Source organism: Vibrio sp. PID23_8, assembly GCF_003584965.1.
Taxonomy (GTDB): Bacteria; Pseudomonadota; Gammaproteobacteria; order Enterobacterales; family Vibrionaceae; genus Vibrio.
This window is the reverse complement of record NZ_LIXE01000001.1, coordinates 784036-807911: the sequence shown is the minus strand read 5'-3', so window position 1 is coordinate 807911 and position 23876 is coordinate 784036. Positions and strand designations below refer to the sequence as shown.

The 23876-nt window shown below is 46.4% G+C and carries 22 protein-coding genes; 21 read left to right on the top strand and 1 reads right to left on the bottom strand.

Annotated elements, in window-relative coordinates; genetic code table 11:
* Positions 1-9: 9 nt before the first annotated feature.
* From AK966_RS03695 to acpS, 10 genes are all read left to right on the top strand, one after another.
* Positions 10-636, top strand: coding sequence for a sigma-E factor negative regulatory protein (locus AK966_RS03695; RefSeq protein ID WP_172438180.1), 627 nt, complete (start codon positions 10-12; stop codon positions 634-636).
* Positions 633-1598, top strand: a complete 966-nt coding sequence (gene rseB, locus AK966_RS03690) for a sigma-E factor regulatory protein RseB (protein ID WP_099080722.1) — start codon at positions 633-635, stop codon at positions 1596-1598. Before AK966_RS03695 ends, rseB begins: the two co-directional genes overlap by 4 nt.
* The gene (locus tag AK966_RS03685; protein ID WP_099080723.1) at positions 1595-2065 is read left to right on the top strand and encodes a SoxR reducing system RseC family protein; all 471 of its coding nucleotides are present in this window, start codon (positions 1595-1597) and stop codon (positions 2063-2065) included. The genes rseB and AK966_RS03685 overlap by 4 nt, the downstream gene beginning before the upstream one ends.
* Positions 2066-2220: 155 nt before the next feature.
* Positions 2221-4014: a translation elongation factor 4 gene (lepA, locus tag AK966_RS03680; protein WP_099080724.1), complete on the top strand. Its 1794-nt coding sequence runs from the start codon at positions 2221-2223 to the stop codon at positions 4012-4014.
* A 104-nt stretch (positions 4015-4118) separates the two neighbouring features.
* Complete coding sequence (gene lepB / locus AK966_RS03675; protein WP_099080725.1) at positions 4119-5018, top strand: signal peptidase I; 900 nt, start codon at positions 4119-4121, stop codon at positions 5016-5018.
* Positions 5019-5038: 20 nt separating this feature from the next.
* Complete coding sequence (rnc, locus tag AK966_RS03670) at positions 5039-5716, top strand: ribonuclease III (protein ID WP_099080726.1); 678 nt, start codon at positions 5039-5041, stop codon at positions 5714-5716.
* The gene (era, locus tag AK966_RS03665; protein WP_099080727.1) at positions 5709-6671 is read left to right on the top strand and encodes a GTPase Era; all 963 of its coding nucleotides are present in this window, start codon (positions 5709-5711) and stop codon (positions 6669-6671) included. The genes rnc and era overlap by 8 nt, the downstream gene beginning before the upstream one ends.
* A gap of 111 nt (positions 6672-6782) precedes the next feature.
* The gene (gene recO, locus AK966_RS03660) at positions 6783-7511 is read left to right on the top strand and encodes a DNA repair protein RecO (protein ID WP_099080728.1); all 729 of its coding nucleotides are present in this window, start codon (positions 6783-6785) and stop codon (positions 7509-7511) included.
* On the top strand, positions 7508-8239 hold the full coding sequence (gene pdxJ / locus AK966_RS03655) for a pyridoxine 5'-phosphate synthase (RefSeq protein WP_099080729.1): 732 nt from the start codon (positions 7508-7510) through the stop codon (positions 8237-8239). The genes recO and pdxJ overlap by 4 nt, the downstream gene beginning before the upstream one ends.
* Before the next feature lie 12 nt (positions 8240-8251).
* The gene (gene acpS / locus AK966_RS03650) at positions 8252-8632 is read left to right on the top strand and encodes a holo-ACP synthase (RefSeq protein ID WP_099080730.1); all 381 of its coding nucleotides are present in this window, start codon (positions 8252-8254) and stop codon (positions 8630-8632) included.
* Between the two features lie 89 nt (positions 8633-8721).
* On the opposite strand, the gene barA is transcribed toward acpS, so the two are convergent.
* On the bottom strand, positions 8722-11520 hold the full coding sequence (gene barA, locus AK966_RS03645) for a two-component sensor histidine kinase BarA (RefSeq protein WP_099080731.1): 2799 nt from the start codon (positions 11518-11520) through the stop codon (positions 8722-8724).
* Between the two features lie 189 nt (positions 11521-11709).
* On the opposite strand from barA, the gene rlmD reads away from it, so the two are divergent.
* The 11 genes from rlmD (at position 11710) to AK966_RS03590 (ending at position 23871) form a co-directional block, all read left to right on the top strand.
* Positions 11710-13029 (top strand): 23S rRNA (uracil(1939)-C(5))-methyltransferase RlmD, encoded by a 1320-nt coding sequence (gene rlmD / locus AK966_RS03640; RefSeq protein ID WP_099080732.1) that lies wholly within the window; start codon positions 11710-11712, stop codon positions 13027-13029.
* Between the two features lie 124 nt (positions 13030-13153).
* Entirely contained in the window at positions 13154-15373 is a 2220-nt protein-coding gene (relA, locus tag AK966_RS03635) for a GTP diphosphokinase (RefSeq protein WP_099080733.1), read from the top strand.
* A 220-nt stretch (positions 15374-15593) separates the two neighbouring features.
* The gene (gene mazG, locus AK966_RS03630; protein ID WP_099080734.1) at positions 15594-16385 is read left to right on the top strand and encodes a nucleoside triphosphate pyrophosphohydrolase; all 792 of its coding nucleotides are present in this window, start codon (positions 15594-15596) and stop codon (positions 16383-16385) included.
* 157 nt (positions 16386-16542) lie between these two features.
* Positions 16543-18183, top strand: coding sequence for a CTP synthase (locus tag AK966_RS03625; protein WP_099080735.1), 1641 nt, complete (start codon positions 16543-16545; stop codon positions 18181-18183).
* Between the two features lie 81 nt (positions 18184-18264).
* Complete coding sequence (eno, locus tag AK966_RS03620) at positions 18265-19566, top strand: phosphopyruvate hydratase (protein ID WP_099080736.1); 1302 nt, start codon at positions 18265-18267, stop codon at positions 19564-19566.
* Between the two features lie 332 nt (positions 19567-19898).
* Positions 19899-20180, top strand: a complete 282-nt coding sequence (ftsB, locus tag AK966_RS03615; RefSeq protein ID WP_099080737.1) for a cell division protein FtsB — start codon at positions 19899-19901, stop codon at positions 20178-20180.
* A gap of 1 nt (position 20181) precedes the next feature.
* Complete coding sequence (ispD, locus tag AK966_RS03610) at positions 20182-20886, top strand: 2-C-methyl-D-erythritol 4-phosphate cytidylyltransferase (protein ID WP_099080738.1); 705 nt, start codon at positions 20182-20184, stop codon at positions 20884-20886.
* Between the two features lie 17 nt (positions 20887-20903).
* Positions 20904-21380, top strand: a complete 477-nt coding sequence (ispF, locus tag AK966_RS03605; RefSeq protein WP_099080739.1) for a 2-C-methyl-D-erythritol 2,4-cyclodiphosphate synthase — start codon at positions 20904-20906, stop codon at positions 21378-21380.
* A 45-nt stretch (positions 21381-21425) separates the two neighbouring features.
* Positions 21426-22469 carry a tRNA pseudouridine(13) synthase TruD gene (gene truD, locus AK966_RS03600; RefSeq protein ID WP_099080740.1) on the top strand — a complete coding sequence of 348 codons (1044 nt, stop codon included), beginning with the start codon at positions 21426-21428 and terminating at the stop codon, positions 22467-22469.
* Positions 22469-23245, top strand: coding sequence for a 5'/3'-nucleotidase SurE (gene surE / locus AK966_RS03595; protein WP_099080741.1), 777 nt, complete (start codon positions 22469-22471; stop codon positions 23243-23245). The genes truD and surE overlap by 1 nt, the downstream gene beginning before the upstream one ends.
* Entirely contained in the window at positions 23245-23871 is a 627-nt protein-coding gene (locus AK966_RS03590; RefSeq protein ID WP_099080742.1) for a protein-L-isoaspartate(D-aspartate) O-methyltransferase, read from the top strand. Before surE ends, AK966_RS03590 begins: the two co-directional genes overlap by 1 nt.
* The last annotated feature ends 5 nt before the right edge of the window (positions 23872-23876 follow it).

The following is a 23876-nucleotide window of genomic DNA, read 5'->3' as shown; positions in this document are numbered from 1 at the left end:
GTGAAAACAATGGCTGACAAAGAAAAACTTTCAGCACTCATGGATGGAGAATTGGTTGATAAGGCTTTGATTCAAGAATTAGAGCAAGACCAAGAAAGTCGTGATGCTTGGCAGAACTATCATCTTATCGGTGATGTGATGCGAGGTGACGCGCCCGCAAAACCAGAGTGGAATATTGCTGAAAGCGTGGCGTTAGCGTTAGAAGGTGAACCTGTACATCGTGCTATTGATTCGCGCAGTGCGAATGTGATTTCAATCAGTGACACACTAAAAGAGTCGCAACCGGAACCACAGAAAGCCAAACGCCAGTTACCAGAATGGTTGACTCAGTTTGGGCAAGTTGCCGTTGCTGCATGTGTGTCATTGGCAGTGATTTTAGGTGTGCAACAATACGGTGGTAGTGACCCAATGTCACCACAAGCGGAGCAACTTCCAGTGCTTCAAACTGTGCCATTTGCAGGCAGTGCTGAGCCAGTGAGTTTGACGCGTGAATCCGTAGAGCGTTCTGTTGGTGAAGCCAATATGCAAGAGCAGCGTAAACGCGTACATGCTATGCTTCGTGATTACGAGCTGCAGCTAAGAATTAACAGTGATGCATCTCAGCAAGATGAACATCTGACACCGGATATTGAATGAATAAATTTCTGATCAGCGCTTGCGCTCTGTTCAGTCTGATGTCTTCGCATGCCTTTGCTGGTGATAAGCCAGCGGAGGCGTTGTTGCATCAAATGAGCGAGGCGAGTCAAAACCTAAGCTACGAACTCTCTTATATCCTCATCAAAAAGAACAGCATTGAACCCTTGTTGTATCGCCACGCGACTCATGGTCAAGACCAATACGCCCATCTTGTGTATCTGAGCGGCCCTGTGCGTGAGGTGATTCGTCGTGGCTCTGAAGTGAGTTATGTCGAAACGGGCGCGGAACCTTTTACCATCGAGTCCGGCAAGATGGTCGCACCAACGATGCCAATGCTGAACACCAATATTGATGAGTTGAATCTTTACTACGATTACGTGCAAGTAGGCCGTGCGCGCGAAGCTGGCGTGCCGACTCAAGTATTACGGATCGTACCAAAAGACGGTTTGCGCTATTCCTACGTGCTTTGGATTGATGAAAAGAGCAAACTGCCTCTGCGCGCGGATCTTGTTGACCGCGATGGCGAGATGTTGGAGCAATACCGTACCATTTCCTACACGGTGAACCCTAAAATAGCAGAGCTGATGAGTGGGCTCCAAGATGTACAGCTTCCAGCCGTGTTGACAATGCCGAAAGGCGACAATGGAACCAGTAACTGGAATGTGGGCTGGACGCCAGCAGGTTTTCATCCCAACGAGCTAAATCGCTACCGTATGGCGGTGACCGATCAAATGGTAGAGAGCCAACTGTATTCTGATGGCTTATTCAGCTTCTCCGTGTATGTAGCAAACAAAGATGAACACTCGTTAAAAGGCCAGTTGGTTCGCCAAGGGCGCAGGACGTTACATAGCTTCATCAATGGCAACTATGAAATTTCAGTGGTGGGCGATATTCCACCCGCAACGGCTCAACGTATCGCACAATCGGTTACCTTTGATGTAGCAAAGAGTGAAGTACAATGATGACCGCATTAGCAACCGTGACAGGAGTTCAACGTCACGGTCAGCAATACGACGTTGACCTCAGCTGCGAGCAACAGACCAGTTGCAGCAGCTGTTCATCGCAAAAAAGCTGCGGAACAGGTGTGGTGACCAAAGCGATCGGCAACAAAACCTTGTCATGGCACCTGCGTACTGAAAAGTCTGTCAAAGTTGGTCAGGTGGTAGAAATCGGCTTTCCTGAATCGAGTTTGATCAAGTCAGCGATGGCGGTGTATCTTTTTCCTCTATTTGGGTTAATGATTGGTGCGCTTATTGGCCATGCTGCCTTTGCTCCGCTCACGGGAGGAGGTGAAGGGGTCATCATTATCACTTCAGTCTTGTTTGCCGCAGGTGGTATGTTTGTGGCGAAATGCGTTTCTCGTCCTTTAGAGGATGCGTCAAAACAACAAGTCACACTCATTCGAGTGCTTGGTGAGCCGATCCAATAGCTTGAGCCCCTCATTTTTGAGTCATTCAGGTATATACTTTAAAACAGGTGCGCCCGTTCACGAAATTGGGTAGAATCTGCCAACTTGATTGAAATGCCGTCAGCTGACGGCTTTCTTACTGTCCTTATTTGTAAAGAGTTAGTCACCCTAAATCTATGAAGCACATTCGTAACTTTTCGATTATCGCCCACATCGACCATGGTAAGTCGACCCTATCAGACCGTCTCATCCAAGTATGTGGAGGATTGAGCGATCGTGAAATGGCCGCACAGGTTCTGGATTCTATGGATCTTGAACGTGAGCGTGGTATCACCATTAAATCTCAGAGTGTGACGCTAAACTACACTGCTAAAAACGGTGAAACGTATCAGCTGAACTTCATCGATACTCCGGGACACGTTGACTTTGCGTACGAAGTATCACGCTCTCTAGCCGCTTGTGAAGGTGCGCTACTCGTGGTTGACGCCGGTCAGGGTGTAGAAGCTCAAACGCTCGCTAACTGTTACACCGCAATCGAAATGGATTTAGAGGTTGTGCCAATCCTTAACAAGATTGATCTACCAGCTGCGGATCCTGAGCGTGTAGCGGAAGAAATTGAAGAAATCGTTGGTATTGATGCGATGGAAGCAACCCGCTGTTCTGCGAAGACAGGCCTCGGTGTTGATGACGTACTTGAAAATATCGTATCAGCGATCCCTGCACCAGAAGGTGATCCAGATGCGCCACTGCAAGCGCTGATCATTGACTCATGGTTCGATAACTACCTTGGCGTTGTTTCTTTGGTTCGTATTAAAAACGGCTCTCTGAAGAAAAACGAAAAGATCAAAGTGATGAGCACTGGTCAAACTTGGGGTGTAGACCGTCTAGGTATCTTCACACCTAAGCAAGTAGATACCGATGTTCTAAATACTGGTGAAGTAGGCTGGGTAGTTTGTGGTATCAAAGACATCCTTGGTGCACCAGTTGGTGATACGCTGACACTAGCGAAAAACGGTAGCGATAAGCCACTACCCGGCTTTAAGAAAGTAAAACCTCAGGTATACGCGGGTTTGTTCCCAGTATCATCTGATGATTACGAAAACTTCCGTGACGCACTAGGCAAGCTAAGCTTAAATGACGCATCACTATTCTATGAGCCAGAAAACTCGGCTGCACTTGGTTTTGGTTTCCGTTGCGGCTTCCTTGGCATGCTGCACATGGAAATTATCCAAGAGCGTCTTGAGCGTGAATACGATCTTGATCTTATTACGACAGCACCGACCGTAGTTTACGAAGTTGAACAAACAAACGGTGACACCTTGTACGTAGATAGCCCAGCGAAGCTACCTGCAGTGAATGATATTGAACACATTCGTGAGCCTATCGCACGTTGTAATATTCTTGTACCAGCGGACTACCTAGGTAATGTTATTACCCTCTGTGTAGAGAAACGTGGTATGCAAGTCGATATGGTTTACCATGGTAACCAAGTTGCAGTGACGTATGATATTCCGATGGCAGAAGTGGTACTGGACTTCTTTGACCGTCTTAAGTCAACGTCTCGTGGTTACGCATCATTGGATTACAACTTCCAACGCTTTGAAGAATCAAACATGGTTCGTGTAGACGTTCTATTGAACGGTGATAAAGTGGATGCCCTGGCGATCATCACTCACAAAGATCAAGCACAAAGCCGTGGTCGTTTGTTGGTAGAGAAGATGAAAGAATTCATCCCTCGTCAGATGTTCGATATCGCAATCCAAGCGGCAATCGGTAACCACATCATCGCGCGCTCTACCGTAAAACAGCTGCGTAAGAACGTAATTGCGAAATGTTACGGTGGTGACGTGAGCCGTAAGAAGAAACTTCTGAAGAAACAGAAAGAAGGTAAGAAACGTATGAAGCAGATCGGTAACGTAGAGCTGCCTCAAGAAGCGTTCCTAGCGATTCTTCACGTGGGTAAAGACTAGAGTTGAACTTTATCTCACTCTTGTCTGTCATAAGACGTAGATAACAACATAAGTGAAAGGGTTTCGGCTCTTTCACTTTCGTATTTTTTAGATAAGGGAATTTAATGGCGAATACATTTTCACTGATCCTTGTTATCGTAACTTTGGTAACAGGCGTCGTTTGGCTACTGGAAAAGTTGGTGTTTGCGAAAAAGCGTCAGGCGAAAGTGGCAGAGATCCAAGCACAGACAGCAAATGGTCTGGATGCGGTGACGCTACAGAAAGTAGAAAGCCAACCTTGGTGGATAGAGAACAGCGTGTCTATCTTCCCAGTGATTGCATTCGTTTTAGTATTGCGTTCTTTTATCTATGAACCGTTCCAAATTCCCTCAGGGTCAATGATGCCAACCCTACTCGTAGGTGACTTCATTCTGGTGGAAAAATACGCGTATGGATTGAAAGATCCCGTATGGCGTACTCAACTAGTGGAAACGGGTAAGCCTGAGCGTGGCGATATCGTGGTATTCAAATACCCACCTCAACCCAACATTGATTATATCAAGCGCGTTGTTGGTCTACCGGGCGATACGGTTCGTTACTCAGAGGGTAAAGACCTGTGTATCAAAGCAAAAGGCGAGTCGGTTTGTAAGCCGGTGAAATTGAGTAATGTAGAAGAAAGCCCATTTATTCAAAATGGCATTCCTCTGATTCAAATGAACGAAAAGTTGGGTGATGTATCCCATCAAGTTTTGGTTAACCCACTGTCTCGAGACCGAGTACAGAGCTACCAGCCACGCCCTGGAGTGAATGAGTGGGTTGTACCGCAAGGTCAGTACTTTGTGATGGGTGATAACCGTGACAACAGTGCTGACAGCCGTTACTGGGGCTTTGTACCAGAAGCAAACTTAGTCGGAAAAGCGGTTGCTATCTGGATAAGCTTTGAGTTTGAGCGCGGTGCAGACAGCGTTCTACCTTCATGGATTCCAACCGGTGTGCGTTTTAACCGCATCGGCGGTATTCACTAACCATTTAATATCGAGAGAGTATGAATTCTCCAATTGATAAACTAGAGAGAAAGCTTGGCTACCAGTTTAATGATGCTGAGCTTATCAACCTGGCGCTGACTCACCGCAGCGCCAACAGCAAGCACAACGAACGTCTTGAGTTTCTGGGCGATTCAATTTTAAGTTTTGTCATCGCTGATGATCTGTACCATCGTTTCCCAAAAGTAAACGAAGGTGACATGAGCCGCATGCGCGCCACTTTGGTTCGCGGACATACATTGGCTGAGCTGGGTCGTGAATTCGGTCTAGGAGATTACTTAAAATTAGGTCCAGGTGAATTGAAGAGTGGTGGTTTCCGCCGAGACTCTATTCTAGCCGATGCGGTAGAAGCCATTATTGGTGCGATTTACCTTGATAGTGATCTTGAAGTTGTGCGTGGTATTGTACTGAGTTGGTACAACAGTCGTCTTGAGGCGATTAAGCCAGGCGTATCACAGAAAGATCCAAAAACTCGCCTACAAGAGTTCCTGCAAGGCAGAAGAAAACCACTGCCAGCTTACACAGTGACTAATATTAAAGGTGAAGCGCACAACCAAGAGTTCACGGTTGAGTGTGAAGTAGCAGGTGTGGATAAGCCTGTCATTGGTAAAGGCACCAGCCGCCGCAAGGCAGAACAAGCGGCTGCAGAAACAGCACTTGAGCAATTAACGAATGGCTGATAACGAATTCGATATCGATGCATATTTTGCATCACCTGGTGAGCAAAGTTCACCAGAGAACCAACATTGTGGCTTCATTGCTATTGTTGGCCGCCCTAACGTAGGTAAATCGACACTTCTGAATAAAATCTTGGGTCAGAAAATTTCGATCACGTCACGTAAGCCGCAAACAACACGTCACCGTATTATGGGCGTGGATACGGACGGTGATTACCAAGCGATTTACGTTGATACACCAGGACTTCACATTGAAGAAAAGCGTGCGATCAACCGTTTAATGAACCGTGCGGCAAACTCGTCTTTGAGTGATGTGAACTTGGTGTTTTTCTTAGTTGATGGTACGCATTGGACCAAAGACGACGAGATGGTACTGAATAAGCTTCAAAAATCGAACTTCCCAGTTGTCCTGTGTGTAAACAAAGTCGATAACGTGCAAGATCGTAACGAAGTGATGATGCACATGGCTGACATGTCTAAGAAAATGGACTTTGTTGACGTTGTGCCAATCTCTGCGAAGCAAGGTAAGAATATCGATGTGCTGCGCAAGCATGTGCGTGATCACTTACCAAAAGCGACGCATCACTTCCCTGAAGAGTATGTGACAGACCGCTCTCAGCGTTTCATGGCGTCTGAAATTGTTCGCGAAAAGCTGATGCGTTTTACCGGTGATGAACTGCCATACTCGGTAACGGTTGAAATCGAACGCTTCGATTACAACCCTGAAACCGACGGCTTCCACATCAATGCCTTGATTCTTGTTGAGCGCAGTGGCCAGAAGAAGATGGTGATTGGTAAAGGTGGCGAGAAGATCAAGACCATTGGTCGCGAAGCGCGTCTAGATATGGAAGAGCTGTTTGGTCGTAAGGTATACCTAGAGACTTGGGTAAAAGTGAAATCTGGTTGGGCAGACGACGAACGTGCACTGCGCTCACTAGGCTACATCGACGACCTATAAGCTTGGCTGCGAAGATACTTCGCTCCAACATCGATTAACATTCAATATCGATTAAAATAAGGAGCCTTTGGCTCCTTATTTTTTATTACCGACTTAGGCACACTGATTGAAATGAGCAACCAGTCTTCAGAAGGCTTTCAACGCTGCTTTGTATTGCATCGACGCCCTTACAGTGAATCGAGCTTAATCCTTGATGTATTCAGTGAGGAGTATGGGCGGGTCACGTTAATGGCAAAAGGTGCACGCAGTAAACGCTCCAATCTAAAAGGAGCGCTGCAGCCTTTCACGCCTTTGTTACTCAAATGGTCTGGCAAAGGCTCAATGAAAACTTTGCGTCAAGCAGAGCCCATTAGCCTTGGTTTACCTCTGAGTGGAATCCATCTTTATTCTGCAATGTATGTGAATGAGTTGATCGGTCGCGTACTGATGGCAGAAGTACCAATGCCCGCTCTATTTCATGACTATCTACATGCATTAACAGAGCTTGCTCAGTGTGATAACCCAGAGCCGGGATTGCGTCGTTTTGAACTAGCACTTCTATCTGCGATGGGTTATGGGGTCGACTTTTTGCACTGCGCCGGTACAGGTGAGCCTGTTGATCCTGATATGACCTATCGTTATCGTGAGCAAAAGGGATTCATCGCTTCGGTAAGGCGCGATAACCTGACTTTTTTAGGCAACGAATTGATAGCGATTAGTGAACGGCGTTTCGTCACTAAAGAGCAATTAAAAGCGGCGAAACGCTTTACACGACTAGCATTAAAGCCGTATCTTGGCGGCAAACCTTTAAAAAGTCGCGAATTATTTATTCAGACCAGAGCACGGAGTAATGGAAAATGAGCTCAATCTACTTAGGCGTTAATATCGATCATATTGCTACTCTTCGTAATGCACGTGGTACGAAATACCCAGATCCTGTACACGCAGCAGAGATTGCAGAGCGCGCAGGTGCGGACGGCATTACGATTCACTTGCGTGAAGATCGCCGCCATATCAATGATCGTGATGTGCGTATCCTAAGAGAAACCATTCAGACTCGTATGAACTTAGAAATGGCGGTGACGGATGAGATGGTTGAGATTGCACTTCAAACTCAACCTGAGTTTGTTTGTCTGGTACCTGAAAAGCGTGAAGAATTGACGACAGAAGGCGGTCTGGATGTGGTTGGTCAACTTGAAAAAGTGAAAGCGGCCACCCAAAAACTGACCGAAGCAGGCATCAAAGTGTCGCTGTTCATTGATGCTGACCGTCAGCAAATCGATGCTGCAAAAGCATGTGGTGCACCATACATTGAACTTCACACAGGTCACTACGCAGACGCGGCAACAGAAGTAGACCAGCAAGACGAACTAAAGAAAATCGCAGCAGGCGCAAGCTACGCTGACAACCTAGGCATCATTGTTAATGCAGGCCATGGTCTGACTTACCACAACGTTGCACCTATTGCGGCTCTGCCAGAAATTTACGAGCTAAATATCGGTCACTCGATCATTGGTCGTGCAGTATTCGATGGTCTAGAAAAATCTGTGGCCGAAATGAAAGCCATCATGGTTGCCGCGCGCAAATAATCAGATTTCAGCATGGCAATTTTAGGATTAGGCACTGACATCGCTGAGATTGAGCGCATCGAGAAGGCGCTTGCTCGAACTGGTGAGCCGTTTGCAAAACGCGTCCTTACACAAGAGGAAATGGCAAAGTTTGCTGAACTGAAGCAAAAGGGACGTTACCTTGCGAAGCGTTTTGCAGTAAAGGAAGCGGCATCAAAAGCTCTGGGAACGGGCATTGCCAAAGGTGTGACCTTCCATGATTTTACTGTCTCCAATGATGAGTTTGGTAAGCCAGTGTTGACTTTATCTGGTGTTGCAAAGCAAATCACAGAGTCGATGGGCGTCAATCATGTTCATCTGTCGATTTCTGATGAGCGTCATTACGCGGTCGCGACGGTGATTTTTGAATCCTAACTTGTCTGATTGCGGATTAAAAACCGAATACGAAAAAGCCAGAGTCGATGCTCTGGCTTTTTTATTGCGTTGATTTATGAAGCTATTCTCTATTGTTCAAGATAGAGCTTCGCCGTTGTGGTGACTTTAATCATCTCATCTTGTAGCTCGAACATTTCCGGCTCGATGTCTTCGATGTCAGCACCTGAGCACAGCGCTTGCTCTAACGTTGCACACAATGACTTCAACCTTGGTACGCCGCAGTAAGAGCTGCTGCCGTGAAGTTTATGCACCACATGGATAAGATCATCACGCGAGAAATCTTCTTGTACTAATGCTTGATCGACCACTTCTTCCACCTCAGGAATAAAATCAATCAACATACGCAGCATGTCTTTGGCTAAGTCTTCTTTGTTGGCACTTTGCTTCAATGCCGCTTGCCAGTCGATGATGACGTCTTGTTGTGGTTTTTCTATCGCTGGTGGTGCTGTCTCTACAACAGGCTCTACATAAGATGGCGCAATCTTGTCGACACTTTCAGTACAAGTATTTGGGTTCCAGTGAACCAAAACCTGCTGCAACACATGCTCTTCAATTGGTTTGGTCAGGTAGTCGTCCATGCCAGCAGCCAGAAGTCGGTCACGCTCGCCCGCCATAGCGTGAGCGGTCACCGCAATTACTGGGGTATCTTTGTTAAGATCTAGCTCTTTGATGTGCTGACAAGCGGTCACTCCGTCCATCAATGGCATTTGGATGTCCATAAAGATCAGATCGTATTTCTTCTCGGTCGCGAGGTTCACTGCTTGCTGACCATTGCTGCACGCTGTCACCGTTTCGACACGCTCTTTTAGTAACGCAGCGATCAGTTTTAAGTTGGCCGGATTGTCATCAACAGCGAGTACCGTTAGTGGCAATCGCTCGCTTTCTAACGCCTCAATGGGTGTTACCTCAGGTTGAGGTGCTTCAGTGTGCTCAGAGATGAGGCTTTGCAATAGCTTACGGCGCGACAATGGTTTAGTTAGACATTGAATTTGGAGCGTATTCATGACTTGATCGGCCAGTGCAAGCTCGGTACTTGGCGTTCCCATTATCACACTCGGAGCCATACGTTTGGCTTGCTCAATCCAAGCGGTCACCGACTCTTCGTCATAAGTTTGGTTAGCTGCAAGGTTAAGCAATACGTAGTCGTAGTGTTCGTCATTTTCCGGAAGTGATGAACGATAAGTGACTATCATGCCTTCTTGGTTCAAGAGTTGCTGTGTCACGGATGCAGCTTGCATGTTGGGTTCGACTAATAGCAGTTGCTTACCAGTGAGCAATTCTACGTCAATCAGATCGCTCATCGGCATTTCAGTCGAGCTGAGACGCAGCGTAAACCAGAAGGTTGAACCTTGGTGCAGACGACTGGTAAGGCTGATTTCGCCCTCCATTTGACTGACCAGTTTTTGCGTGATGACCAAGCCAAGGCCAGTTCCACCATAGCGACGAGAAATACTCGCATCTGCTTGGCTAAAGGCTTGGAATAACTGGGCTTGTTGACGCTCTGAAATACCAATTCCCGTATCACGCACCATAAATTGTAGCTCGACAGAGTCAGCAGATTGAGAGCGCATCTCGACGCTGATATCGATGTTGCCACGCTCAGTAAATTTGATCGAGTTGCCGACCAAGTTGGTTAAGATTTGTTGGATGCGTAGTGGGTCACCGACGAGACCCTGTGGGAGCTTCGGATCGACTTTTAACGTGATTTCCAGACCTTTTTCATGCGCGCTAGTCGCTTGTAAGCTGATGACTTCCTCTAGGCTTTCTCGGAAGTTAAATGGGATGTTTTCTAGTGCCAGTTTACCTGCTTCCAGTTTTGAGAAGTCAAGAATGTCATTGATGATATTCAGCAGGTTGTTGGCGGATTTTTCAATTGTTTGCAGATAATCCGTTTGACTGTTTGACAACTGGGTCTTCAACATTTGTCGAGTAAAGCCGATCACACCATTGAGAGGTGTACGCAGTTCGTGAGACATATTGGCTAAGAATTCAGATTTTACGCGAGCAGCTTCTTGTGCTCGTTTCTTCGCGATATCCAATTCGACGTTCTGAATTTCGAGCTGTTCTAACGTTTCACGTAAATCGGAAGTTGCTTGGTCTATACTGTGTTGCATCTCCACGTGGTACTCAGACAGCGAGACCGCCATGGCGTTGATGCCGTTCTTCAGTTGATCCAATTCGCCATGCATTTTTCCTTCAATACGCACATCTAGGTGGCCGCGGCGAATTCTATCCACGACGTTCTTCATATGAGTGATCGGCTGAGTGACGTCGTGCATTAGGCGAGAGGCAAATATACTGGCTAAGCTAATGCCAAGAACCAGTACGAGGAAAGCAGAGAAAACTTCTTGGTATTGCTGTAAGCGAAGTGTTGAGAGGTCCATTTCCACCGCAATGTAGCCAATAGCTTTGGAAGCTTGGCCCTCGTTAGAGAGAGCGGATAAGTAACGACCTTCTGACAAAATGGGGACGCGAAGGATAAGGGCGTTATCAAATATTTCTGAATTACCCAGTTGAGGAATGGGCTGATCTTTTGGAAACGTCAGAGCTTCAAAATCGGGATGAAAGTTAGAGGTAACAAACAGTTCATGCTGTTCATCAAATACGGCAATACTGCGTACCAACTTTGAGTTTTTGCGGTGCGTATAACTAATCAGTCGGCGAACAGCTTCTCGACTTTCAGAAAGTAAGTGGGCTTCACTGGCAATGGCAAGCGGTTCGATAATGCTGTTACCGGTGGTGATCACTTGTGTCTCGAGGTCTTGGTAGCGATTAAATGAGAAAAAACCGCTCAGTAATAAACCAATAATGAGTGTGGGCGCGAGAGTGAGTGTAATTACGCGTGCTCGTAAGCCATATCTGGTCATGTTATCTGATTACATCGGGGGCTGGATATGGGAAAATAACGCATCATTGCTCAAGTATCATAATTAACTTGAGTATAAGTGGCGTCACCGAATAAACGGTAAGCATAATCAAGTCACTCGAATCACACAACGGCTGCAATCAAGAATAGTGAAGCCGTAGAGCAATTAGACACAAATCAGGCACAGAGCATGGCACGTATCTTTCAACCTAAAAAGAAAACGCAACTAAATACTCGTCACCAAGCGGTGCAGGTGGAGCGTTTGGATCACCACGGCGCAGGCATTGCTTACCTTAAAAATAAGCCCTTATTCATTAATGGCGCTCTACCGGGTGAGGAAGTGGTTACCCAATTGGTGGAAGAGAAGAGCAAATTTGCACGCGGTCAGTTGATTCAAGTTATTCAACCGAGTGAAGCGCGTGTCGAGCCATTCTGTCCGCACTACCATGAATGCGGTGGATGTGACTTACAGCATCTTAATTATGACCAACAATTGACACATAAACAGCAGACGCTCCGCCAGCTAATGCGAAAATTCGCGGGTAGCGATATTGAGCTCGATGCGCCGATATTGGGTGAATCGCTCGGCTATCGTCGCCGTGCGCGAGTCAGTCTATTTGTAGACAAGAAAACGCGCCAATTGCATTTTGGTTTCCGTAAGAAGCAAAGCAAGCAAATCGCGCAAGTGACAGACTGCCCAGTGCTAGCGCCTGAGTTGAATGTACTATTGCCAGAAATCTACTCGACGTTAAAAGCGTTTAGGAAACCAGAGCAGCTAGGTCACGTAGAGTTGGTGCTAGGCGACAATGGCCCATGTATTACATTGCGCCATCTAAGCAAGCTGACTGAAAAAGAAACCAACACGCTGGTGGAATTGGCGAAGTGTCATCATGCAGCGCTCTATCTGATGCCAGAAAGGGATCAGCTTGATTTGATTGAAGGTGAAGCACCTTTCTATCAAGAAGCTGGTGTCACCGTGCCATTTACGCCAAATAACTTTATTCAAGTGAACCAAGCGGTGAACCAAAAAATGGTGGCGCAAGCGTTGGAGTGGTTAGACCCACAAAGTGACGAGCGAGTGTTAGATTTGTTTTGCGGTCTAGGAAACTTCAGCCTACCAATTGCCAAGCGAGCGAAGCACGTCGTGGGGGTTGAGGGTGTCGCTGAGATGGTGGCAAAGGCAGCAAATAATGCCTCCTTGAACCAAATCAATAACGCACAATTTTATCACGCTAACCTTGAGGAAGATTTTGAGGGGCAAGTTTGGGCGGCAGAACAGTTCGACAAAGTGCTGCTTGATCCCGCAAGAGCTGGTGCGAGTGGGATCATCGATCAAGTTTCTGCACTTGGCGCACAGCGTGTAGTTTATGTTTCTTGCAATCCTGCTACCCTTGCAAGGGATAGTCAGAGCTTACTAGAACAAGGCTATCAATTAACCAAATTGGGTATGCTGGACATGTTCCCTCATACTAGCCATTTAGAGTCGATGGCACTATTTGAAAAGTCTTAACCTTTAAGACGTTGGCCACTTACTTGTGGTGAGTGGTCAAAAAGCCTGCGCATAACGCGGGGCACTAGAACTAACCTGGATGGTGATAGTCAAACCACACAAATATAATAATTAGGATGATGAGATGGTTGCGGTAAGAAGCGCGCATTTAAACCAAGACGAACAGTTTGAACTTGATAACTGGGTGGCTAGCCTAGGGCAAGAGAAGAACACAGCAAAACGCTTAGCTGAAGTGTATCGAGACTGCCAAACGATTTTGGTCGATCACGAACAGGCTGAGCTATTGTTGTGGCGTGGACGAGAGATGATCGAGATCTTGATCACCTTGTCGATGGATAAAGCGACGTTAATCGCTGCCCAACTGTTTCCTTTGGTCTCTAGTGGTGCTTTTGACAGAGAAGCACTGGAAGAGAAATACAGCAAAGAAATCATTAAATTGATTGATGGTGTCGAGGAAATGGCAGCCATCGGACAACTTAATGTGACCATGGACGGCGGTGCGGCGTCGTCTCAAGTGGATAACGTTCGTCGTATGCTGTTAGCGATGGTCGACGATTTTCGCTGCGTGGTCATCAAGCTGGCTGAGCGTATCTGCAACCTGATTGAAGTCAAACAAGCGCCAGATGAGGTGCGATGTGCAGCCGCAAAAGAGTGTGCCAACATCTATGCGCCACTTGCTAACCGTCTTGGTATTGGTCAGCTGAAATGGGAAATAGAAGATTACGCATTTCGTTACCAACAACCTGAAACCTATAAGCAAATCGCTAAGCAGCTTTCTGAGCGCCGTATTGTACGTGAACAGTACATTAAAGACTTTGTTGATGACCTCACTCAAGAAATGAACACTTTTGGCATCAACGCTGAAGTCAGTGGTCGTCCAAAGCATATTTACAGTATCTGGCGAAAAATGCAGAAGAAAAGTCTGGCATTTGATGAATTGTTTGACGTACGTGCAGTACGTATCATCGCCGACAAACTTCAAGACTGTTATGCCGCACTTGGTGTGGTTCACACCAAATACAAGCACTTGCCAAATGAGTTTGACGACTATGTCGCCAACCCAAAACCAAATGGTTACCAATCAATTCACACCGTCATCCTTGGTCCGGAAGGTAAGACAATAGAGATCCAGATCCGAACCAAGCAAATGCATGAAGAGTCGGAGCTGGGTGTCGCTGCGCACTGGAAATACAAAGAAGGTGCAAGTACTCGCAGCGGCTACGACGAGAAGATTACATGGTTACGTAAGCTACTGGATTGGCAAGAAGAGATGTCCGATTCTGGCGAAATGCTGGATGAGCTACGCAGTCAGGTATTCGATGACCGCGTGTATGCCTTTACCCCGCGTGGCGATGTTGTCGACTTGCCAATGGGCGCGACGCCACTTGATTTCGCCTACCACATTCACTCAGAAGTGGGCCACCGTTGTATCGGCGCCAAAGTTGCGGGGCGAATCGTACCATTTACCCACAAACTGCAAATGGGCGATCAGGTAGAAATCATCACTCAGAAAGAACCGAATCCATCACGTGATTGGTTAAACCCTTCTTTAGGTTTCGTCACATCAGGCCGCGCGCGTGCGAAAATCAATGCATGGTTCCGTAAGCAAAGCCGTGAGAAGAACCTAGAAGCCGGCCGTGAAATTCTTGAACATGAGTTAGCAAAAATTGGTGCAACGCTCAAAGATGCAGAGCACTACGCGGTTAAGCGCTTTAACGTCAACAGTGCGGATGAGCTTTACGTTGGCATTGGTAGTGGTGATTTGCGAATTAACCAAATTGTTAACCATATTAATGCATTAGTTAATAAGCCAACAGCCGAAGAAGAAGACAAGCAAGCGCTCGAAAAGCTGCAAGAAGCAGAGGGTAAAGCACCCGCACAAAGCCGACCACAAAAAGATGCCGTGGTTGTCGAGGGGGTCGATAACCTGATGACGCACCTTGCGCGTTGCTGTCAGCCAATCCCAGGTGATGAAATCGCAGGGTACATCACCCAAGGTCGAGGTATTTCGGTTCACCGCAGTGATTGTGAACAGCTTGATGAGCTTCGCCATCATGCACCAGAACGTATCATCGATACCGTATGGGGTGGCGGCTATGTTGGCTCATACATCCTGACCGTTCGCGTTGAAGCGATGGAACGTGGCGGTCTACTAAAAGACATCACCACACTGTTTGCCAACGAAAAAATCAAAGTCACCAGCATGAAGAGCCGCGTCGATTACCGTACGCAAATGTCGATCATGGACTTTGATCTTGAAGTCACCAACCTTGAAGTGTTCTCTCGCGTATCGAAACGCGTTGAGCAGATTAAGGATGTCATGTCGGTAAAACGCCTCGGCTAAAATTCTCGTCATACTTGAAGCTGATAGCGTTGTTGCCTGCGCTCACTCCGGAGTGCCGGCCCAGGCTCATCACATAGGCAAGCTATGCTCAGGAGTCTCGCTCGCTTGCCGCCTAGCTACAGCTTCAATTATTTAGAGAATTGATCAACATATAACAAAGGTGAGTGGTTTTGACTGCTCACCTTTTTCTTTAGATAGAAAGGGTTAAAGGAACAGAAAAATGAGTCATCCAATTGAACAGTTAGAACAAATCATGGCGAAGCTGCGTGACCCAGAAAGTGGCTGTCCTTGGGATTTAAAGCAGACATTTGACACTATCGTTCCTCACACTATCGAAGAAACCTATGAAGTCGTTGATGCGATTCAAAACCGCGATTGGTCAAACCTAAAAGAAGAGCTCGGAGACTTGTTGTATCAAGTGATTTTTTATAGTCAGTTGGCCAAGGAGCAGGCGTTGTTTGATTTTTCTGATGTGGTGGAGACGGTGAATGAAAAACTGACTCGTCGCCATCCTCATGTTTTTTCTGAAGTGGAATTTGATTCCGAAGAAGAAATTCATGCCAATTGGGAAGCGGAAAAAGCCAAAGAAAAAGCACAAGTAGGCAAATCGGAAGAAAGTATTCTAGACTCAATACCAAACTCTCTGCCTGCGCTTTCTCGTGCTACAAAGATTCAAAAGAAATGCGCTAAATATGGTTTCGATTGGGATTCACTTGGCCCGGTAGTCGAGAAGGTTCAAGAAGAAATTGAAGAGGTCATGGAAGAGGTACTTCAAATCACACCAGATGCAACTAAGGTAGAGCTTGAGTTGGGGGATTTATTGTTTGCAACGGTAAATCTTTCACGTCACTTGGGGCAAGATCCTGAAGTGGCACTGTCTAAAGCGAATTTGAAGTTTTCAAGACGTTTTAAAGGCGTAGAGGCGAAGGTCGCGCAAAAGGGAAAAACGCTAACGGACTTTAGTTTGAATGAACTGGAATCGATGTGGGATGAAGTAAAACGAGAAGAGTGAAGCCAAAATGGCATGAGCACTCGACTTTGATTTGAAGCAAAAAATAAAAAATTGCGGTGTGATAGATTTCACGTTGTGGCGTTAGGGAGCTTCTGGTATATTTACGTCCCGTCCAGAAGCACTCCATTTCCCTCATTCAACCAATTTCAGGTTAAACATGACGACAAATTACATTTTTGTTACTGGCGGGGTTGTATCCTCTCTAGGTAAAGGTATTGCAGCAGCATCTCTTGCGGCTATTCTTGAAGCTCGTGGTCTTAAAGTGACGATGATGAAGCTTGACCCTTACATCAACGTTGACCCAGGCACAATGAGCCCAACTCAACACGGTGAAGTGTTTGTTACAGAAGATGGCGCGGAGACTGACCTTGACCTTGGTCACTACGAGCGTTTCATTCGCACTAAGATGACTAAGCGTAACAACTTCACTGCTGGTCGTGTTTACGCAGACGTTCTACGTAAAGAGCGTCGTGGTGACTACCTAGGTGCTACCATTCAGGTAATTCCTCATATCACTAATGCTATCAAAGATCGCGTAATCGCAGGTTCTGAAGGCCATGATGTTGCTATCGTTGAGGTAGGCGGCACGGTAGGTGATATCGAGTCACTGCCATTTATGGAAGCAATTCGTCAGCTAGCAGTAGAACTTGGTCGCGAGCGCGCAATGTTCATGCACCTAACTCTAGTTCCTTACCTAGCAGCTGCTGGCGAAGTGAAAACTAAGCCAACTCAGCACTCTGTTAAAGAGCTGCTATCTATCGGTATCCAACCAGATATTCTAGTTTGTCGCTCAGATCGTATGATCCCAGCAAACGAACGTAAGAAGATTGCTCTTTTCTGTAATGTTCAAGAAAAAGCAGTTATCTCAATGAAAGACGTAGATTCTATCTACAAGATCCCTCAACTAATCAAAGCTCAAGGTCTAGACGATCTTGTTTGTGCTCGTTTTGGCATTAATGCTCCAGAAGCAAACCTGTCTGAGTGGGAACAAGTAATCTACGAAGAAGCGAACCCAACAGGTGAAGTTACGATTGGTATGGTTGGTAAGTACATTGAACTGCCAGATGCATACAAATCAGTAAACGAAGCCCTAAAACACGCAGGTCTTAAGAACCGTCTGAGCGTTAAGATTCAGTATGTAGACTCTCAAGATGTTGAGAACAAAGGTGTCGAGATCCTTGAAGGTCTAGACGCAATCCTTGTTCCTGGTGGTTTCGGTGACCGTGGTATCGAAGGTAAGATTCGTGCAGCGCAATACGCTCGTGAAAACAATGTTCCTTACCTAGGTATCTGTCTAGGCATGCAAGTCGCACTGATCGAATACGCGCGTAACGTAGCGGGTATGGAAGGTGCGCATTCAACAGAATTTAACAAAGAAACTAAGTACCCTGTGGTAGGCTTGATCACAGAATGGGTTGATGGCGAAGGTAAAGTTGAAGAACGTACCGAGAAGTCTGACCTAGGTGGTACGATGCGTCTTGGCTCACAACTTTGTCACCTAGAAAAAGGCACAAAAGCACGTGAGCTTTACGGCAACGCGACTATTTATGAGCGTCACCGTCACCGTTATGAAGTGAACAACAATCTTCGTCCGCAAATCGAAAAAGCAGGCTTAAAAGTATCAGGTCTATCTGCAGACAAGAAACTGGTAGAAGTGATTGAGAACCCAGCTCACCCATGGTTTGTAGCGGCTCAATTCCACCCTGAGTTCACATCTACACCACGTGATGGTCACCCACTGTTCGCTGGTTTCGTGAAAGCGGCTGGTGAATACCAACGCGGCGAATTTGAGAAGTAAGTAAGGAATACAGGCAGTAACGTAAGCTGTGTTGCTGCCTTTAATTTTGACATTATATATTCAACGAGAAGGAAACATTCAATGTCTAAGATCGTTAAAGTTCTAGGTCGTGAAATCATCGATTCACGTGGTAACCCAACAGTAGAAGCTGAAGTACACCTAGAAGGCGGTTTCGTAGGTATGGCTGCTGCTCCATCTGGCGCATCTACTGGTTCTCGCGAAGCTCTTGAGCTACGTGACGGTGACAAAGCCCGTTTCCTAGGTAAAGGTGTTCTTAAAGCTGTTGAAGCGGTAAACGGCGCAATCGCTGAAGCTCTAGTTGGCAAAGATGCGAAAGACCAAGCTGCAATCGACGCAGTAATGATCGAACTAGACGGCACTGAAAATAAATCTAAGTTCGGTGCGAACGCTATCCTAGCGGTTTCTCTAGCAAACGCTAAAGCTGCAGCAGCAGCTAAAGGCATGCCTCTATACGAGCACATCGCTGAGCTAAACGGTACTGCAGGTCAGTTCTCAATGCCTCTACCAATGATGAACATCATCAACGGTGGTGAGCACGCAGACAACAACGTTGACATCCAAGAGTTCATGATCCAACCAGTTGGTGCTAAGACTCTTAAAGAAGGTCTACGTATCGGTGCTGAAGTGTTCCACAACCTAGCTAAAGTTCTTAAGTCTAAAGGCTACAGCACTGCAGTTGGTGACGAAGGTGGTTTCGCTCCTAACCTTAAGTCTAACGCTGAAGCACTAGAAGTTATCGCAGAAGCTGTTGCAGCTGCTGGTTACGAACTAGGTAAAGACGTTACTCTTGCTATGGACTGTGCAGCATCTGAGTTCTTCGACAAAGAAGCTGGCATCTACAACATGAAAGGCGAAGGTAAAACTTTCACTTCTGAAGAGTTCAACCACTACCTAGCTGAGCTAGCTAACCAATTCCCAATCGTTTCTATCGAAGACGGTCTAGACGAGTCTGATTGGGATGGCTTCAAGCACCAAACTGAACTACTAGGTGACAAGCTTCAACTAGTAGGTGACGACCTATTCGTTACTAACACTAAGATCCTTGCTGAAGGTATCGAGAAAGGCGTAGCTAACTCTATCCTTATCAAGTTCAACCAAATCGGTTCTCTAACAGAGACTCTAGCTGCAATCAAGATGGCTAAAGATGCAGGTTACACAGCAGTAATCTCTCACCGTTCTGGCGAAACTGAAGATGCAACTATCGCTGATCTAGCGGTAGGTACAGCTGCAGGTCAAATCAAGACTGGTTCTATGAGCCGTTCTGACCGCGTTGCTAAGTACAACCAACTAATCCGTATCGAGGAAGCTCTAGGTGAGCGCGCTCCTTTCAACGGTCTTAAAGAAGTTAAAGGTCAAGCTTAATTCTTAATTGAATTAATGGCTTAGCTTAAAGTTTTGAAACGCTCCACTTCGGTGGGGCGTTTTTTTTATCTGATATAATGGCGCGGGCTTCGCCCTTTTGGAACACTTTTCTTCGAGAGTCGAGAACGGACTTCAAAGGAGTATCGCGAACTTTTATTTGTCATTTCTTTGAATGCCGAAGAAGAGGGTAGAGAATCTCTTTGTTTCATTTTGCGGCTTTTTTTCCTGTAAGGAGCGTGTGAGTATCTTCATATCCCCTAGAGGCTACCTCGCATTTATGCTATATATGTCCTCTTATCTAATCCCTTCCGGTACAGAATGTTAGCAGCGATATGCGAATCTTTGTTATAGCCCTTACGTTACTGTTTGGCTGGCTTCAATACACTCTATGGTTTGGTAAAAATGGAGTGTCGGACTACTACACAGTGAAAGATGAAATTGAAGTTCAGCAACAAGTGAACAGCAAGCTGCAAGCTCGTAATAATGAGATGTTCGCAGAAATTGATGACTTACGACAAGGTCTTGATGCGATTGAAGAGCGAGCGCGTCATGAGCTTGGCCTAGTCAAAGAAGGGGAAACTTTCTACCGCATTATTGGTGAGGAAAATCAGTAAAATGTTAGATTCAGCGCCATCTCATGTTGCAATCGTGCCTGCAGCCGGTGTCGGTAGTCGAATGAAAGCAGACCGCCCTAAGCAGTATCTGATGATTGACGGTAAAGCCGTCTTGGAGCATACGGTCGAGAAACTCCTTTCTCATCCTAAAATTGCTAAGGTTGTGGTTGCGGTGACAGATGGTGATCCTTATTACCCAGAATTATCGATTGCCCAACATCCCGACGTTATTCGAATTGCGGGTGGCAAAGAAAGGGCAGACTCGGTGCTATCGGGGCTAAACTATGTAAGTACCCAACTTGAAAGTGAGTGGGTATTGGTTCACGATGCGGCAAGACCTTGTGTGTCGATAACTGATATTGACCGTTTGATTGACGTTTGCCGTTCTCACCAAATCGGCGGTATTCTAGCGTCACCAGTGAGAGATACCATGAAGCGTGCAAATTCAACGCAAGATATTGATCATACGGTAGACAGAGAGGCATTATGGCACGCACTAACGCCACAAATGTTTAAAACTCAGCAACTGACTCAAGCGCTGGCCGACGCATTGCAGCAAGGCGTCACGATTACCGATGAAGCTTCTGCTCTTGAGTGGCGAGGTGAAACACCGGCCTTAGTTCAAGGTAATGCGAGCAATATAAAAATTACTCAGCCAGAAGATCTTGCTTTAGCGGAGTTTTATCTACGCCGTGAACGCGGCTAGAAAAGAAAGGATAGAAAATGATTCGAATTGGTCACGGTTTTGATGTGCACAAGTTTGGTGGAGAAGGCCCGGTTATCATCGGTGGTGTTGCCATACCTTATGAGCAAGGCTTGATTGCACACTCAGATGGTGATGTCGCTTTGCACGCATTAAGCGACGCTTTACTTGGTGCTATCGCTGCAGGCGATATTGGCCGCCACTTTCCTGATACGGATGATAAATGGAAAGGGGCGGATAGCCGTGAACTGTTGAAAGACGTGTATCGTCTTGTAAAAGAACAAGGCTACCGACTTGGTAATGCGGACATTACTATCATGGCGCAAGCGCCAAAGATGGCGCCTTATATTGATGCCATGTGTGCGGCAATTGCCGAAGACCTGGAAACCAACATTAGCAACATTAACGTAAAAGCGACCACGACAGAACGTCTCGGTTTTACTGGACGCAAAGAAGGCATTGCAACGGAAGCAGTGGTACTTTTGTTTAAGCAATAACTAGCAATTTGCTCCTCTAAGCTGTGATATCAGCGGAAAAACATCATGTCAGACATTTTATCTTCATTGGCTTTCTTAACCGGTAAGCCAGTTGCATCAGCAAAAATTAAAGCGCAACCAGAGCATTTTCAGGTTCGCGAAGATCTCGGTTTTGCTTTTACGGGGGAAGGCGAGCACTTGATGGTGCGTATCCGTAAAACCGGAGAGAACACCAGTTTCGTCGCGAATGAATTGGCGAAAGCTTGTGGCGTTAAATCAAAAGACGTCAGTTGGGCAGGGCTCAAAGATCGCCACGCGGTGACCGAACAGTGGTTAAGCGTACACTTACCAAAGGGTGAGACGCCAGACTTCACGGAGTTTTTGGCGCAGTACCCAAGTATTGAGATTCTAGCGACAGACCGACACAACAAAAAGCTGCGTCCTGGTGACTTAGTAGGTAACGAGTTTGCGGTTACTTTGTCCGATGTGAGCGATGTGGCTGATGTTGAACAGCGTCTTGAAAAAGTGAAGCAAGTGGGCGTGCCGAACTATTTTGGCAGTCAACGTTTTGGTAACGATGGTAATAACCTCGTCGAAGCTCGTCGTTGGGGCCGTGAAAACGTCCGTACCCGCAACCAAAATAAACGTAGTATGTACTTATCTGCTGCGCGTTCGTGGATTTTTAATCGTATCGTTTCAGCGCGTCTAGAAAAAGGGTTATTTGATCAGTTTATCGAAGGTGATATTGCACAGACAGAAACCGGCATTCAAGTTGTCGATGCAAGTAACCTTGTTGAGCTTCAAGCGCAATTCGAGCAGGGGGGAGTGAGCATTACAGCAGCACTGGCTGGCGATAATGATCTACCAACTCAAGCGCAAGCACAAGCTTTAGAACAGCCATTTTTGGATGATGAGCCCGATTTGATGAAGTTGATTTGTGGCAATCGCATGCGTCATGATCGCCGTGATATCGCTTTAAAACCAAAAGACTTGGCTTGGACCGTTGATGGCAATAACATCACATTGACCTTCTCACTGGATGCGGGCTCTTTTGCGACATCTATTGTTCGTGAGTTGGTTATCGAGGAAAAAGTAGAAAGAGAATACTAATGGAAGTGGATTCACTAAACGCAAAGCCCTTAAGAATTCTACTGAGTAACGATGATGGCGTTCATGCTCAGGGAATTCACGCTCTCGCGAAAGAGCTTAAAGCGATTGCACAAGTGACCATTGTTGCCCCAGATCGTAATCGTTCTGGAGCATCTAATTCACTGACGCTTGAGCAGCCGCTGCGAGTGACAGAGATCGCGCCAGATACTTTTTCTGTGCAGGGGACGCCGACAGACTGCGTGCACTTTGCATTGAATGAATTGATGAAAGGCGACCTACCAGATTTGTTGTTAACTGGTATTAATCATGGTGCTAACCTCGGTGACGATGTGTTGTACTCAGGGACAGTTGCAGCGGCAATGGAAGGGCACTTCCTTGGCGTTCAGTCGGTCGCCTTTTCTTTGGTCGGTAAACAAAATTTTGACTCTGCAGCAAAAATAGCGCGAAAACTGGTTGAGCAACATTTGGCGTTCCCCATTCCAACCAACCGCTTATTAAACGTGAACGTACCTGATCTGCCGCTAGACAAGTTGGGCGAGATTGAAGTAACTCGGCTAGGTGCTCGCCATCACGCTGAGAATATGATTAAGCAGAAAGATCCGCGTGGTAATGATATTTATTGGCTAGGTCCTCCTGGTAAAGAGCAAGATGCCGGAGAAGGCACAGATTTTTATGCCATTGAACATGGCCGTGTCTCAATCACACCATTGCAAGTTGATCTCACGGCTCATGAGTCACTACGCGCGATGGCCAGTTGGTTAAAGGAAGAGAAGTAATGAGTAACCCACATGCTGACAGGTTGATAGCGTTTCTTATCGCCAGTGGCATCAGTGATCAACGTGTATTAGATGTAATCTATCGTTTACCACGGGAAAGTTTTGTGTCGCAAGCGATGATGCATCAAGCCTACGATAACAATGCGTTGCCGATTGGTCAGGGGCAAACCATTTCTCAACCTTACATCGTTGCTAAAATGACAGAGCTGTTAGATCTAAAGTCAGACAGTAATGTACTAGAAATCGGTACGGGTTCTGGTTATCAAACCGCAGTGCTTGCTCAAATCGTTGATCATGTTTATTCCGTTGAACGCATTAAATCTCTGCAATGGGGCGCTAAACGTCGTCTGAAGCAACTTGATATTTATAATGTATCGACCAAACATGGTGATGGCTGGCTTGGATGGGAAGCAAAAGGCCCATTTGATGCGATTATTGTTACAGCGGCGGCGGAGGCGATCCCTCAAGCGCTTCTAACGCAGCTAAAAGATGGTGGCAAGATGGTCATTCCTGTCGGTGAAGATGAACAACAGTTATTAAAAATAGAGCGAAAAGGCGAACAGTACCTATCAACCGTGGTTGAGATGGTTAGGTTTGTGCCATTAGTTGCTGGTGATTTGGCTTAAGGGTT

Excerpts from the sequence above, each read along its gene's own strand:
- AK966_RS03695 (WP_172438180.1), top strand. The coding sequence starts at position 10 with ATGGCTGACAAAGAAAAACTTTCAGCACTCATGGATGGAGAATTGGTT.
- rseB (WP_099080722.1), top strand. The coding sequence starts at position 633 with ATGAATAAATTTCTGATCAGCGCTTGCGCTCTGTTCAGTCTGATGTCT.
- AK966_RS03685 (WP_099080723.1), top strand. The coding sequence starts at position 1,595 with ATGATGACCGCATTAGCAACCGTGACAGGAGTTCAACGTCACGGTCAG.
- lepA (WP_099080724.1), top strand. The coding sequence starts at position 2,221 with ATGAAGCACATTCGTAACTTTTCGATTATCGCCCACATCGACCATGGT.
- lepB (WP_099080725.1), top strand. The coding sequence starts at position 4,119 with ATGGCGAATACATTTTCACTGATCCTTGTTATCGTAACTTTGGTAACA.
- rnc (WP_099080726.1), top strand. The coding sequence starts at position 5,039 with ATGAATTCTCCAATTGATAAACTAGAGAGAAAGCTTGGCTACCAGTTT.
- era (WP_099080727.1), top strand. The coding sequence starts at position 5,709 with ATGGCTGATAACGAATTCGATATCGATGCATATTTTGCATCACCTGGT.
- recO (WP_099080728.1), top strand. The coding sequence starts at position 6,783 with ATGAGCAACCAGTCTTCAGAAGGCTTTCAACGCTGCTTTGTATTGCAT.
- pdxJ (WP_099080729.1), top strand. The coding sequence starts at position 7,508 with ATGAGCTCAATCTACTTAGGCGTTAATATCGATCATATTGCTACTCTT.
- acpS (WP_099080730.1), top strand. The coding sequence starts at position 8,252 with ATGGCAATTTTAGGATTAGGCACTGACATCGCTGAGATTGAGCGCATC.
- barA (WP_099080731.1), bottom strand. The coding sequence starts at position 11,520 with ATGACCAGATATGGCTTACGAGCACGCGTAATTACACTCACTCTCGCG.
- rlmD (WP_099080732.1), top strand. The coding sequence starts at position 11,710 with ATGGCACGTATCTTTCAACCTAAAAAGAAAACGCAACTAAATACTCGT.
- relA (WP_099080733.1), top strand. The coding sequence starts at position 13,154 with ATGGTTGCGGTAAGAAGCGCGCATTTAAACCAAGACGAACAGTTTGAA.
- mazG (WP_099080734.1), top strand. The coding sequence starts at position 15,594 with ATGAGTCATCCAATTGAACAGTTAGAACAAATCATGGCGAAGCTGCGT.
- AK966_RS03625 (WP_099080735.1), top strand. The coding sequence starts at position 16,543 with ATGACGACAAATTACATTTTTGTTACTGGCGGGGTTGTATCCTCTCTA.
- eno (WP_099080736.1), top strand. The coding sequence starts at position 18,265 with ATGTCTAAGATCGTTAAAGTTCTAGGTCGTGAAATCATCGATTCACGT.
- ftsB (WP_099080737.1), top strand. The coding sequence starts at position 19,899 with ATGCGAATCTTTGTTATAGCCCTTACGTTACTGTTTGGCTGGCTTCAA.
- ispD (WP_099080738.1), top strand. The coding sequence starts at position 20,182 with ATGTTAGATTCAGCGCCATCTCATGTTGCAATCGTGCCTGCAGCCGGT.
- ispF (WP_099080739.1), top strand. The coding sequence starts at position 20,904 with ATGATTCGAATTGGTCACGGTTTTGATGTGCACAAGTTTGGTGGAGAA.
- truD (WP_099080740.1), top strand. The coding sequence starts at position 21,426 with ATGTCAGACATTTTATCTTCATTGGCTTTCTTAACCGGTAAGCCAGTT.
- surE (WP_099080741.1), top strand. The coding sequence starts at position 22,469 with ATGGAAGTGGATTCACTAAACGCAAAGCCCTTAAGAATTCTACTGAGT.
- AK966_RS03590 (WP_099080742.1), top strand. The coding sequence starts at position 23,245 with ATGAGTAACCCACATGCTGACAGGTTGATAGCGTTTCTTATCGCCAGT.